This is a genomic window from Polaribacter sp. BM10 (assembly GCF_002005425.1).
Lineage (GTDB): Bacteria > Bacteroidota > Bacteroidia > Flavobacteriales > Flavobacteriaceae > Polaribacter > Polaribacter marinaquae.
On the sequence record NZ_CP019704.1, the window covers coordinates 1,666,484 to 1,679,171 of the forward strand.

Annotated in this window: 13 protein-coding genes; 3 read left to right on the plus strand and 10 right to left on the minus strand. The window is 31.1% G+C overall.

The features are described 5' to 3' along the window. Positions 1–13: 13 nt before the first annotated feature. The 7 genes from murD to BXQ17_RS07465 are packed head-to-tail and all read right to left on the minus strand — an operon-like array spanning position 14 to position 7,750. Positions 14–1,348: a UDP-N-acetylmuramoyl-L-alanine--D-glutamate ligase gene (gene murD, locus BXQ17_RS07435; RefSeq protein WP_077810007.1), complete on the minus strand. Its 1,335-nt coding sequence runs from the start codon at positions 1,346–1,348 to the stop codon at positions 14–16. A 2-nt stretch (positions 1,349–1,350) separates the two neighbouring features. Further along, positions 1,351–2,577: a phospho-N-acetylmuramoyl-pentapeptide-transferase gene (gene mraY / locus BXQ17_RS07440; protein ID WP_077810008.1), complete on the minus strand. Its 1,227-nt coding sequence runs from the start codon at positions 2,575–2,577 to the stop codon at positions 1,351–1,353. A gap of 2 nt (positions 2,578–2,579) precedes the next feature. After that, positions 2,580–4,046: a UDP-N-acetylmuramoyl-L-alanyl-D-glutamate--2,6-diaminopimelate ligase gene (locus BXQ17_RS07445; protein ID WP_077810009.1), complete on the minus strand. Its 1,467-nt coding sequence runs from the start codon at positions 4,044–4,046 to the stop codon at positions 2,580–2,582. Between the two features lies 1 nt (position 4,047). Further along, the gene (locus BXQ17_RS07450) at positions 4,048–6,009 is read right to left on the minus strand and encodes a penicillin-binding protein (protein ID WP_077810010.1); all 1,962 of its coding nucleotides are present in this window, start codon (positions 6,007–6,009) and stop codon (positions 4,048–4,050) included. A gap of 56 nt (positions 6,010–6,065) precedes the next feature. After that, positions 6,066–6,395, minus strand: coding sequence for an FtsL-like putative cell division protein (locus BXQ17_RS07455; RefSeq protein WP_077810011.1), 330 nt, complete (start codon positions 6,393–6,395; stop codon positions 6,066–6,068). Between the two features lies 1 nt (position 6,396). After that, the gene (rsmH, locus tag BXQ17_RS07460) at positions 6,397–7,296 is read right to left on the minus strand and encodes a 16S rRNA (cytosine(1402)-N(4))-methyltransferase RsmH (protein WP_077811380.1); all 900 of its coding nucleotides are present in this window, start codon (positions 7,294–7,296) and stop codon (positions 6,397–6,399) included. Continuing rightward, positions 7,283–7,750: a division/cell wall cluster transcriptional repressor MraZ gene (locus BXQ17_RS07465; protein ID WP_077810012.1), complete on the minus strand. Its 468-nt coding sequence runs from the start codon at positions 7,748–7,750 to the stop codon at positions 7,283–7,285. Before BXQ17_RS07465 ends, rsmH begins: the two co-directional genes overlap by 14 nt. A 207-nt stretch (positions 7,751–7,957) precedes the next feature. On the opposite strand from BXQ17_RS07465, the gene BXQ17_RS07470 reads away from it, so the two are divergent. From BXQ17_RS07470 to BXQ17_RS07480, 3 genes are read left to right on the plus strand one after another with little or no spacing between them, the layout of a single operon-like run. After that, positions 7,958–8,722, plus strand: a complete 765-nt coding sequence (locus BXQ17_RS07470) for an alpha/beta fold hydrolase (RefSeq protein WP_077810013.1) — start codon at positions 7,958–7,960, stop codon at positions 8,720–8,722. Between the two features lie 3 nt (positions 8,723–8,725). Then, positions 8,726–9,337, plus strand: coding sequence for a ribosome biogenesis GTP-binding protein YihA/YsxC (gene yihA / locus BXQ17_RS07475; protein ID WP_077810014.1), 612 nt, complete (start codon positions 8,726–8,728; stop codon positions 9,335–9,337). 20 nt (positions 9,338–9,357) lie between these two features. Continuing rightward, on the plus strand, positions 9,358–10,047 hold the full coding sequence (locus tag BXQ17_RS07480) for an RluA family pseudouridine synthase (RefSeq protein WP_077810015.1): 690 nt from the start codon (positions 9,358–9,360) through the stop codon (positions 10,045–10,047). A gap of 4 nt (positions 10,048–10,051) precedes the next feature. Here the strand turns inward: BXQ17_RS07480 and ade are convergent, their stop codons facing one another. The 3 genes from ade to BXQ17_RS07495 are packed head-to-tail and all read right to left on the minus strand — an operon-like array spanning position 10,052 to position 12,665. Next, positions 10,052–11,674 carry an adenine deaminase gene (ade, locus tag BXQ17_RS07485; RefSeq protein ID WP_077810016.1) on the minus strand — a complete coding sequence of 541 codons (1,623 nt, stop codon included), beginning with the start codon at positions 11,672–11,674 and terminating at the stop codon, positions 10,052–10,054. Between the two features lie 51 nt (positions 11,675–11,725). Beyond that, positions 11,726–12,274 (minus strand): 5-formyltetrahydrofolate cyclo-ligase, encoded by a 549-nt coding sequence (locus BXQ17_RS07490; protein ID WP_077810017.1) that lies wholly within the window; start codon positions 12,272–12,274, stop codon positions 11,726–11,728. A 22-nt stretch (positions 12,275–12,296) separates the two neighbouring features. Next, positions 12,297–12,665: an MmcQ/YjbR family DNA-binding protein gene (locus BXQ17_RS07495; protein WP_077810018.1), complete on the minus strand. Its 369-nt coding sequence runs from the start codon at positions 12,663–12,665 to the stop codon at positions 12,297–12,299. Between the last annotated feature and the right edge of the window lie 23 nt (positions 12,666–12,688).

Sequence of the window (12,688 nt, forward strand, 5' to 3'; positions counted from 1 at the left end):
TTAATCCTAAATCTTATAAACTTCTTACTGCTTTTTTAAATTTTCTTCCTCTGTCTTCGTAATTTTCAAACAAATCGAAACTTGCACACGCAGGCGATAATAAAACGGTGTCGCCTTTTTCCGATAATTTATGCGCTACTTTTACAGCTTCTTCTGCTCCAGCAGTTTCAACCACAATATCTACAACATTTTCGAATGTATTTTTTATTTTTTCGTTATCAATACCCAAACAAACAATAGCCTTTACTTTTTCTCTTACCAATGGCAAAAGATCGTTATAATCGTTTCCTTTATCTACACCTCCAACTATCCAAACGGTTTGTTTATTCATGCATTCTAAAGCATAAAATGTTGCATTTACATTTGTAGCTTTAGAATCGTTTATATATTCTACCCCTTCTATTTTAGCAACATTTTCTAAACGATGCTCTACACCTTCAAAATCTTCTAAACTTTCTTTTATCGCCTGCTTTCTTGCATTTAATAATTGCGCAGCCATTGTTGCTGCCATTGCATTTTTAACGTTATGTTTTCCTTTTACTGATAAAGATGATATAGGCATATTAAATGTGTCTTTATTTATATTAATCGTTATGTTATTATTTTTTACAAACGCACCAAACTCTAATTCTTTTTCTAGAGAAAATGGTACTAATTTTGCTGATGTTTTATTGTTTTCTAACCAATTATTTATAGTTGCATCATCTGCATCATATATTAAATAATCGGTACTTTTTTGATTTTTAGTGATTCTAAATTTAGATGCTACATATTCACTAAAATTATTATTATATCGATCTAAATGATCTGGTGTAATATTCGTTAGAATAGCAATATGACTATTAAAATCTTCTATACCATCTAACTGAAAGCTACTTAATTCTAACACGTAATTATCAAAATTTTCTTCTGCTACTTGCTGCGCAAAACTATCGCCAATATTACCTGCTACACCAACATTTAAATTCGCTCTTTTTAAAATATGATGCGTTAATAATGTTGTGGTAGTTTTTCCATTAGAACCCGTAATACCAATAATATTTGCATTGGTATATTTTACTGCAAACTCAATTTCTGAAATTACTTTAACACCCAATTCTTTCAATTTTAAAATCAAAGGAACAGTATCAGGAATCCCAGGACTCTTCATTACTAAATCTGCATTTAGCAATTCACTTTCAGTGTGTTTCCCTTCCTCAAAAACTATATTATTATTTAAAAGAACTTCTTTATATTTTTTAGCAATCACACCTTTATCAGAAACAAAAACTTCAAAACCTTTTTGTTTTCCTAAAAGAGCTGTTCCTACTCCACTTTCTCCTGCACCAAGAATTACTAACCTTTTCACAACTATCTTAACTTTAAGGTTACAATTGTAAAAACAGCTAACAGAATACCTATTACCCAAAAACGCACAACAATTTTACTCTCGTGATAGTTTAATTTTTGATAATGATGATGCAATGGCGACATTTTAAAAATCCTTCTTCCTTCTCCGTATTTTTTTCTTGTGTATTTAAACCAAGAAACCTGCATAATCACAGACAAATTTTCGATTACAAAAATTCCGGCTAGTATTGGTAACAATAATTCTTTTCGAATTGCAATTGCTATAACTGCTATAATTCCTCCGATTGTTAAACTACCTGTATCACCCATAAAAACTTGTGCCGGATACGTGTTGTACCATAAAAAACCAATTAACGCACCTGCAAAAGCAAGTATAAAAACGGTCATTTCTCCAGAATTGGGTATATACATTACATCTAAATAATCGGCAAAAATTATGTTACCAGAAACCCATGCAAAAACAGCAAGTGTTACTACCATTATTGCAGACGAACCCGCAGCTAAACCATCAATTCCGTCTGTTAAATTTGCTCCGTTAGAAATTCCTGTTACAATAAAAACCGTAATAAAAATGAAAACTATCCAACCGTATTTTTCAAAACCTTCACCCAAAAACGATAAAGCCTTTGAATACTCTAATTCATTATTTTTCATAAACGGAACCGTAGTTTTTGTTGACTTATGTGCTTCACCAAAAACTTTAATTTTTCCGTTTGCTTGCAGTACTTGTTGCTCTACAGGCAATTGTTCTTTTATAGTTACATCATCATGAAAATATAACATAGAACCTACAATTACACCCAAACCAACTTGACCTAAAACTTTAAATTTCCCTTTTAAACCTGCTTTATCTTTTTTAAATACTTTTATATAATCGTCTATAAACCCAATTAATCCCATCCAAACCGTGGTTATTAATAAAATAATGATGTAAACATTATCTAACTTCGCTAACAAAATTGCCGGAATTAGAGTAGCAAAAATTATAATAACACCTCCCATAGTTGGTGTTCCTGCCTTTTGCACTTGCCCTTCTAAACCTAAATCTCTTATAGATTCTCCTACCTGTTGTTTTTGTAAAAACTTTATTATTCTTTTACCGTAAACCGTAGATATTACTAGTGATAAAATAAAAGCTGCTGCAGCTCTAAATGTTATAAACTGAAACACACTAGCTCCAGGAAAACTAAAATGATTTTCTAAATATTGAAATAAATAATACAGCATTCTTATAAATTGTTAAGTTGATTGAAACAGTTTTTAACCTCTTCTAAATCATCAAAATGAGTACGAATACCATTTATTTCTTGATAATTTTCATGTCCTTTTCCTGCGATTAATATGATATCACCAGCATTAGAAAACTTACATGCAGTTTTAATTGCTTGCTTTCTATCTAAAACTGTTAATGTTTTTCTGTAATTTTCTGATGAAACTCCGGCTTCCATTTCTTCTAAAATGGTTTGCGGATTTTCTGTTCTTGGATTATCTGATGTAAATACTACTTGATTACTTAATTGAGCAGCTATGTTAGCCATTTTAGGTCTCTTCGTTTTATCTCTATCTCCACCACAACCAACTACCGTAATTACTTGCTCGTTACCAGTTCTAATATCATTAATAGTTTCTAAAACATTCTTTAAAGCATCTGGCGTGTGTGCATAATCTACAATTGCCGTAACGCCATCTTTAGAAACTACATATTCAAAACGACCACTTACACTTTCTAACTGGCTCACGATAGTTAATACCTCTAATTTTTCTAAGCCTAATAACTCTGCAGTCGCAATTATTGCAGTAAGGTTGTAAATATTAAAAACACCAATTAGCTTCGTCCAAACTTCAACACCATCAACAGTTATTAAAGTACCAGACAATTGCTTTTCTAAAATTTTAGCTTTAAAATCTGCAATTGTTTTTAAAGCATAAGTTTTTTTAGTAGCTCGTGTATTTTGCAACATGTAACTACCATTTTTATCATCTAAATTTGTTAATGCAAATGCATTTTTAGGCAAAGCATCAAAAAATTCTTTTTTCACATTTCTATATTCTGCAAATGTTTCATGGTAATCTAAATGATCATGAGAAAGATTTGTAAAAATTCCGCCAGCAAAAACTAAACCTTCCGTTCTTTTTTGATGAATTCCATGAGAACTCACTTCCATAAAACAGAAATCAACACCAGCATCTACCATTTTATCTAAATAACTATTTATTGCAACCGAATCTGGTGTTGTATGCGTTGCTTTAAACTCATCATTATCTACTAAAACTTTTACAGTAGACAATAAACCAACTTTGTAACCCGCTTTTTTAAATAATTGATACAATAATGTTGCAATGGTTGTTTTACCATTTGTACCCGTTACACCGATTAATGGTAATTTAGAAGACGGATTGTCATAATAATTCGAAGCTATTATCGCTAAAGCAACATTTGTATCAACAACTTTTACGTATGTAATTCCTTCAATTATTTCTAATGGAAATTCTTGACAAACAATTACAGTTGCACCTAAACCAATTGCTTTCTCTATAAATAAATGACCATCTACAGAAACACCTTTTAAAGCAACAAAAACATCGTTTTTTACAATATTTCTAGAATCGAAAACAACAGCATTTACATCAACATTTGTTGAACCTGAAACCTCTTCTATAGAAACCTTATATAATATGTCTTTTAAATTTTTCAGCTTATGAGAGTTTTAATATGATTGTTTGCCCCTTTACTAACTTTTGTCCTTTTTTTAAAGATTGATATGTTACTCTACCAACTCCAGAAATTTTTACTGTCAATCCAATATTTTCTAATAATGAAAGCGCATCCATACCAGACATTCCTTTCACATTCGGAATTTTAGTATAGTTTTTAGCTAACGAATTATCATATTTAGCATACGATTTTTCTATTTCGTCAAATTTAACATCATCATCTACAGACTGATTATCTATTGGCGTTGTTGTATAAATTTTCTGAGCAATTTCTTTAAAAACTGGTCCCGCAACCGTAGCTCCGTAATATCCTTTTTCTTTCTTCGGATCATGCACCACTACAATACAAGAATATTTTGGGTTATCTGCCGGAAAAAAACCAGCAAATGACGCCACATAATGCTTATTAGAATATCCGGCAGCTACTGTTTTACCATTCTCATCTTTATGTCTTGGTAAATATTTTTTTGCCGTTCCTGTTTTTCCTGCCATAGAAAAATTAGACGAATAAATGTTTTTTGCCGTTCCTTTTTCTACAACATTTTCCATCACTTTTCTAATTTTACTTAGCGTTTCATCAGAAGCAATTTTAGAATTTAAAACTTCGGTTTCAAAAACCTTTTCTGTCTTATCTTGCCTTCTTAATTCTTTAATAAACCTTGGCTTTACCATTACACCGTTATTTGCCACCGCATTGTAAAACATAAGCGTTTGCATTGGCGTTACAGAAATACCATAACCCCAAGACATCCATTCTAAAGAAATTTTATTCCATCCTTTGTCTGATGGTTTTGGTACCACAGGAACACCTTCTCCTTTAATTTGAAAACCAATTAGTTTTGTAAAACCATATGCACCTAGCTTTTCTATAAACTTCTCTGGTTTTTTATCGTAATGCTTTCTTATTAACTTAACAATACCAACATTCGAAGAAACCTCAAAAACTCTTCCGGCAGAAATTTTACCATAACCACCTCTATGAGAATCTTCTACCTTAGAACCATGTATAAATATTCTTCCTTTTTCTGTATCGACAACTGTAGATGTATCTATCACCTTATCATCTAAAGCAGCCATTAAACTTGCCAATTTAAAAGTAGAACCTGGTTCGTGACTTTCCCAAACAGCATAATTTCTTTTCTCGTAATATTTTCCTTTTTTAGTTCTACCTAAGTTAGAAATAGCTTTAATCTCTCCTGTGGCTGTTTCCATAACTACAGCACAACCATGATCTGCTTCAAAATACTCTAACCTTCTTAACAACGCATGATGAGTAATATCCTGAATGTTAACATCTATCGTAGTAATTATATCATGACCATCTATTGGCTCTTTTTCATTATAATCTGTAATTGGTTTCCATTGATTCTTTGCAATTTTCTGCTCCCATCTTAAACCGTTTTCACCTTGCATGTAATCTGCAAAAGCACCTTCTATACCAGCCTCTCCTCTAAAATCGTCATAACCAATTGTTCTTTCTGCAATTTTACCAATCGGATGCTCTCTTTCTGTTCTATGTTTTGCAATAAAACCACCTCTATAAACTCCCAAGTTAAAAATTGGAAACTTCTTCATTTTCAAATAATCGGTATAGCCAATATTTCTAGCGATTAGATAATATCTTCTTTTCTTGTTTTTTGCAGCTCTTAATCTTTTTTGATGATACGCAACTGACTTACCCAACATTTTAGAAAGCTCTTTAGAAAGCGCCACAATATTATCTTCAAAAACATCACTATTTACAGTAACCAAGTCCATGTAAATATTAAACTTAGACATCGATGTTGCTAACAAATTACCGTCTGCCGCATACACGTTACCTTTATTTGCGTATATAGTATCTTGCCTTACTGTTAATTCTGTTGCTAACTCTCTGTATTTATCTCCTTGAACATATTGAAGATTAATAACCCGAACAATTATAGCAAGTAAAAACACGGTCATAAAAGCAGCCACCATGTAAAACCTAGTAAGAATGCTTTTTTTATGTGTTGCCAATTTTAATCGTTTTTATAAGTTACTTTTATTTTCTTCGGAGGAGTTTTAGAAGGCTCTAAACCTCTACTTTTTGCTTTTTCTCTGATACTAGATTCCATTTTCATTCTCATCAAAATCGTACCCGTATCTACATATTCTGCCCTTAACTCTCTTTTTAGCTTATTAAGATTAGAAATCTCTATTACTTTTTTATCTGCCTTATGTGAGCTAGATATCATTACCAACAACAATACAACTACAAAAATGATAATGCGCCAATTTTTAAATGCAGATTCATCGGTAAGGAAACTTCCTCGCAAAAAACCGTATACATTTTTTTTAACCTTAGACATTCTACTTTTTTATTGTTGCAATTCTTAATTTAGCGCTGCGAGCCCTATTATTTGTGTTAATTTCCTGTGGGGTAGGTACTATCAACTTCCCGACTTTCTGCAAAGGTTCACTTGTGTTTCCAAAAAAATCTTTTTCGGGCTCGCCACTAAATAATCCTGTTCTTATAAATCTTTTTACCAACCTATCTTCTAAAGAATGATATGAGATCACACTCAATCGCCCTTCTTCTTTTAATAGACTTGGCATTTGTTGTAAAAATTCTTTTAAAACATCCAATTCCTCATTTACCTCAATTCTAATTGCCTGAAATATTTGAGCTAAAATCTTATGTTCTTTCGCTTTAGGCAAAAATCTTTGCAAAGCTTCTTTTAACTGAAAACTAGTCTCTATCTTCTCTTGTTCTCTTTTCTCTACAATCGTTTTTGCTATATTTCTAGAGTTTCTTAACTCACCATACAAAAACAATATTTCTGCAAGTTTTTCTTCAGAATAATTTGCAATAATTTCTTTTGCTGAAATTTTAGATTTCTGATTCATTCTCATATCCAAATCTCCATCGAAACGAATCGAAAAACCTCTTTCTGCTTCATCAAATTGATGAGAAGAAACACCTAAATCAGCTAAAACACCATCAACCTTTCTAACTCCATGAAACCTTAAAAATCTAGAAATGTATCTAAAATTTTCTGGTATCAATGTAAACCGAGGATCATCAATAATATTTTCTAAAGCGTCTGGATCTTGATCAAAACCAAACAATCGACCATCCTCACCTAATCGATTTAAAATCTCTCTTGAGTGTCCGCCACCGCCAAAAGTTACATCCACATACACTCCGTCTTGCTTAATCGCAAGAGCATCTACACTTTCTTTTAATAAAACCGGACTATGATAATTCATCAAATTCTGTATTTCCCATTACCTCTTCAGCTAAATCTGCAAAATCTAAAGCAGCATCATCAATAGCTTTCTCATAATTATCCTTATCCCAAATTTCTATTATATTTACAGCAGAAGACAACACAACTTGTTTCTTAATACTAGCAAATTCACATAAATCTTTAGGAATCAAAACCCTACCAGCAGCATCAAATTCTACAATTTTAACACCCGCTGTAAACCTTCTAATAAAATCATTATTCTTTTTAACAAACTTGTTAAGTTTATTAAGTTTGCTCATCATTTTATTCCATTCTTCCATAGAATACAATTCTAAACACGGCTGAAAAACAGCTCTTTTTATTACAAAACCCTCATTTAAAATTGGTTGCAACTGCTTCTTTAGAGCTGATGAGAACATCACTCTACCTTTAGCATCTGCCTTACATTCGTATGTACCAATTAGATTTATCACAAATAAGAATATCGTTTTACAGATATCAAAAATATATAAATTTTACCACTTTTTACCACTTTTTACCACATTGTTAATAAATAATTGATTTTCACTATTAAAAAACGGTCTATCACATCTTAAAAATTGAAATTGAGACAATTAGAAAAAGAATTTTTATGTTATAAAAAAGAATTACATTTGCGATTAAGTAAAACGAATTGAATGATGACTGAACAGTTAAAAACCGAAGGGAAATTTACATATGCAGAAGCAGGAGAAGGACCTGCAATTATTGTTTTACACGGACTTATGGGAGCCTTAAGTAACTTTGGCGCTACCTTTAATCATTTTTCTAGCAACGGCTATAAAGTTTTGATTCCGGAATTACCCCTATACTCTTTACCTCTAATAAAAACGAATGTTAAAAACTTATCTAGTTTTTTAAAAGTTTTTATGGATTTTAAAGGAATAGACAACGCTATTCTATTAGGAAATTCTTTAGGCGGACACATAGGTTTGTATTTTACAAAACATTACCAAGATAAAGTTAGTGCCTTAGTTTTAACAGGAAGCTCTGGATTGTATGAAAAAGCAATGGGAGACAGTTTTCCGAAGCGAGGAAACTATGAGTTTATAGAAGAAAAAACAAAAGATGTTTTTTACGATCCTGCAATTGCCACAAAAGAACTAGTAGACGATGTTTTTAAAATTGTAAACGATAGAAACTCTGTAATAAGAACTTTGGCTATTGCTAAGAGTGCTATAAGACATAATATGGCAAATGATTTACCAGACATGAAACAACCTACTTGTTTAATCTGGGGAAAACAAGACAGCGTAACACCACCGAAAGTTGCTGAAGATTTTCATAAACTTTTACCAGACTCTGATTTATTTTGGATTGATAAATGCGGGCATGCAGCAATGATGGAAAGACCAGAAGAATTTAATTCTGTATTATCTAAATGGTTAATCGACAGAAATATATAGATCATGAAAATTAAGTCTGCAGATTTTGTAATGAGTAACAGTAATGTTACCAATGCGCCAAAAGACAGAATACCAGAATATGCTTTTATAGGTCGATCTAACGTGGGGAAATCTTCATTAATTAATATGTTAATGGAGCGTAAAGATTTAGCTAAAACTTCTGGAAAACCCGGAAAAACTCAACTTATTAATCACTTTAAGATTAATAACGAGTGGTTTTTAGTTGATTTACCTGGTTATGGATACGCCCAAATTTCTAAGAAAAAAAGAGTAATATTTCAATATTTTATAGAGAATTACTTTAAAGAAAGAGAACAACTAGTTTGTACTTTTGTTTTGATAGATTCTAGACACGATCCGCAAAAAATCGATTTAGACTTTATGCAGTTTTTAGGTGAAAATCAAATTCCGTTTTGTATTGTTTTTACAAAAGCAGATAAATTAAGTAGTTCTAAACTTAATAAGCAAATAACATCTTACAAGAAAAAATTATTACAACATTGGGAAACTTTACCGACATCTTTTCTAACTTCTTCTTCTACAAGTCTTGGTAGAAAAGAGTTTTTAGACTTTATTGATGGCGTAAACCAAGACGTTGCTAAAGATTTTAAATAAATTACTTCTACAAATTTACAATGCAATCTACTAAAGAGAATTTACAAGTATTATTTGAAGACAATCATTTAATAATTGTAAATAAAAGAGCTGGTGATATTACACAAAGTGATAAAACCGGAGACAAACCTTTAAATGAAGTTGTAAAAGAATATGTAAAAGTTAAATACAACAAACCCGGCAATGTATTTATTGGTACTGTACACCGATTAGATAGACCAACATCTGGTATTGTTATTTTTGCAAGAACATCTAAAGCTTTAGAACGCTTAAACAAGATGTTAAGAGACAAAACTATTAACAAAACTTATTGGGCTTTAGTTAAAAACAAACCCAAAAAAGAAAGAGATACGCTTACGAATTTTCTAAAAAAAGATCCTAAAAAAAATAAATCTTTTGTTTACAAAAAGGAAATTGACGGAAGTAAAAAAGCAACATTACACTATAAAGTTATTCAGAAACTAGAAAACTACACACTTCTAGAAATTGATTTAGAAACAGGTAGACATCACCAAATTAGAACACAACTTTCTAATATAGGATCACCAATAAAAGGCGATTTAAAATACGGTTTTCCTAGATCTAATAAAGACGGAAGCATTAGCCTACACGCTAGAAAAATAAACTTTATTCACCCGGTTTCTAAAGAAGAAATTAAAATAACAGCGCCAACACCCAAAGATGTAATTTGGAATGCTTGTAACGGATAAAATATTATGCCACCTCTACAGAAGTAAACTTAAAACTAGTACCATCAAACAAACCTTTATCAGACAATTTTAAAGCAGGAATTACCAACAAAGCCATAAAAGACAAACTCATATAAGGCGCTCTTAATTTACTGCCCATATCTTTTGCCATCGCATCTAAAGCTGCGTAAGATTTACCTATTTCTTCTGCAGATTTATCAGACATAATACCTGCTACAGGTAAAGAAACTATTTCTTCTTTTGTTGCAGTTACTGCACAAATACCACCTTTATTATCTATAATTAAGTTTACAGCCTTTGTAATAGCTTCATCTGTTACACCAACAGCAATAATATTATGAGAATCGTGCCCAACAGAACTAGCTATCGCACCTTCTTTGATTCCGAAATTTTTAATAAATGCAATTGCAGGCACATCATTTTTATACCTATTTACAACTGTCATTTTTAAAACATCTGTATTTGTATTAGAAATTAAATTTCCGTTTTCTATTAAAGATTCAGATTCAATTTTATTGGTAACCAACTCACCATCTAAAGCCTCTATAACATTTATGTTTTTAGCAGATGATTCAAATCTAAAATCCGAAACTTTTTTCTTTTCTGTATTAAAGTTGTTTAAAACTTCAAAAGGTACAGGATCAATAAAACTTTCACCGTTTTTAGCAATTAATTCTCCGTTGATATAAGTTTCTAAAACATTGAATTTTTCTAAACTATCAACAACAATAAAATCTGCAAAATCATCTTTTTGCAAAAGACCAACATCTAATTTATAATGCTTTACAGGGTTTGTGCAAGCAGCTTGTAAAACTTTAAACACATCGACACCTTTTGCTACTGCTCTTTCACAAAGTTGATTGATATGACCCAATAACAAATCATCTGGATGTTTGTCATCAGAACAAAACATCATATTTTCAAAATGTTCGGGCAACAAATCAATTAAAGCTTCAAAATTTTTAGCTGCTGAACCTTCTCTAATAATCACTTTCATTCCTTTTTGAAGTTTTTCTTGAGCTTCTTCAAAAGTAAAACATTCGTGATCTGTAGAAATACCCGCTGCAATATATTTACTTACATCTTGCCCTCTTAAACCCGGCGCATGACCATCGATTGGCTTATTGTTATCTTTTGCATGTTGTATTTTCTTTAAAACCTCTTCATCATCAAATAAAACTCCGGGATAATTCATCATTTCCGCAAGGTATTTAATGTCTGGATTTTGCATCATCTGTTTAATATCATCAGAATCTATAATTGCGCCAGCACTTTCAAAAGATGTTGCAGGTACACAACTTGGTGCGCCAAAATTAAATTTTAAAGGTACTTTTTTACCGTTTTCGATCATAAAATCGACACCTTTTACACCTAAAACATTTGCAATTTCATGCGGATCTGAAACTGTTGCAACTGTACCATGTTTTACTGCGATTTTTGCAAATTCTGAAGGAACTAACATAGAACTTTCTATGTGAATATGTGCATCTACAAAACCTGGTAAAATATAATTTTCTACAGAATGATCTACAGCTCTTACAGCTATAATTTTACCATCTTTAACCTCTACTTCTCCTTTGTAAATCGTCTTGTTTTGTATATCAACTATATTTCCTTGTACAATCATCTTCAAAATTATTTGTTGCAAATTTACAAAGAATTAAAGCCGATTTAAACTTTATTTAGGATAGATTACTTGATGTAAAGGAACATCAAAATCGTTAGAATCTTCTATCTGATAAATTGGTTTAAAAAAGTTTAATCCTATAAATTTAGCGTCTTCTTTACACTTTAATAAAAAGCGATCGTAAAAACCTTTACCATAACCAACTCTGTAATTTAGCTCGTCTGAAATAAGCATTGGCACAAAAATTAAGTCGAGCTTCTGCTCATCTACTTTAACAGCATTCACAGGTTCTGGAACTCCGAATTTATTCAATTCTAAAACCGTATTTTCTTCTAAATAATAATGAGAAAGCGTATTGTTTTTAAGATTCGATTTGCTAACAACAACTTTAATATTACGTTTTCTTAAAAAATTAATAATCGGTTGCGTATCGATTTCTTTAAACTTTGTTAGTGATAAAAATAAGTGCGCAACTTTAACACCACTAAAATCTAAATTATAAATTTGCTGATAAATATTATCCTGTAACTCTTCAATTTGACTAACAGATAAATCTTTTCTTTTTTGCTTATAAATTGTTCTTAATTCTTGCTTTTTCATCAATGATTATAAATTTATAATACTACAACAATTTCAATTCTTTTTGAAGTTTTTTAGTCAAACCACTTACTACTAAATCGTAAGAATGATTGATTAAATCTTTCGCCAAAGCATCAGAAACATCGCTATTATTTATAAGTACCGTATTCCAATGTTTTTTATTCATGTGAAAACCAGGATTAATTCCTTCGTAATTACCTCTTAACTCCAATGCTTTTTCCGGATTGCACTTTACATTCATTTTCTCTTCACCTTTTTCCCAATTATTTAAACTTGTTAGTAAAAACATTTTATTCATTACTTTAAATACCAAAGTAACGTCATCAAAAGGAAAGTGTTCTGTTACTCCTTTTTTTGACATACAAAAATCTCGTAGTTGCTCGATATGCATAAACTATTAGGTTTTAAAGTTAT

What these genes read in the sequence shown, in the direction of transcription:
- mraY (WP_077810008.1), bottom strand. Translation starts at nt 2,577, where the DNA reads ATGCTGTATTATTTATTTCAATATTTAGAAAATCATTTTAGTTTTCCT.
- BXQ17_RS07450 (WP_077810010.1), bottom strand. Translation starts at nt 6,009, where the DNA reads ATGACCGTGTTTTTACTTGCTATAATTGTTCGGGTTATTAATCTTCAA.
- BXQ17_RS07455 (WP_077810011.1), bottom strand. Translation starts at nt 6,395, where the DNA reads ATGTCTAAGGTTAAAAAAAATGTATACGGTTTTTTGCGAGGAAGTTTC.
- rsmH (WP_077811380.1), bottom strand. Translation starts at nt 7,296, where the DNA reads ATGAATTATCATAGTCCGGTTTTATTAAAAGAAAGTGTAGATGCTCTT.
- BXQ17_RS07470 (WP_077810013.1), top strand. Translation starts at nt 7,958, where the DNA reads ATGACTGAACAGTTAAAAACCGAAGGGAAATTTACATATGCAGAAGCA.
- yihA (WP_077810014.1), top strand. Translation starts at nt 8,726, where the DNA reads ATGAAAATTAAGTCTGCAGATTTTGTAATGAGTAACAGTAATGTTACC.
- BXQ17_RS07480 (WP_077810015.1), top strand. Translation starts at nt 9,358, where the DNA reads ATGCAATCTACTAAAGAGAATTTACAAGTATTATTTGAAGACAATCAT.
- ade (WP_077810016.1), bottom strand. Translation starts at nt 11,674, where the DNA reads ATGATTGTACAAGGAAATATAGTTGATATACAAAACAAGACGATTTAC.
- BXQ17_RS07490 (WP_077810017.1), bottom strand. Translation starts at nt 12,274, where the DNA reads ATGAAAAAGCAAGAATTAAGAACAATTTATAAGCAAAAAAGAAAAGAT.
- BXQ17_RS07495 (WP_077810018.1), bottom strand. Translation starts at nt 12,665, where the DNA reads ATGCATATCGAGCAACTACGAGATTTTTGTATGTCAAAAAAAGGAGTA.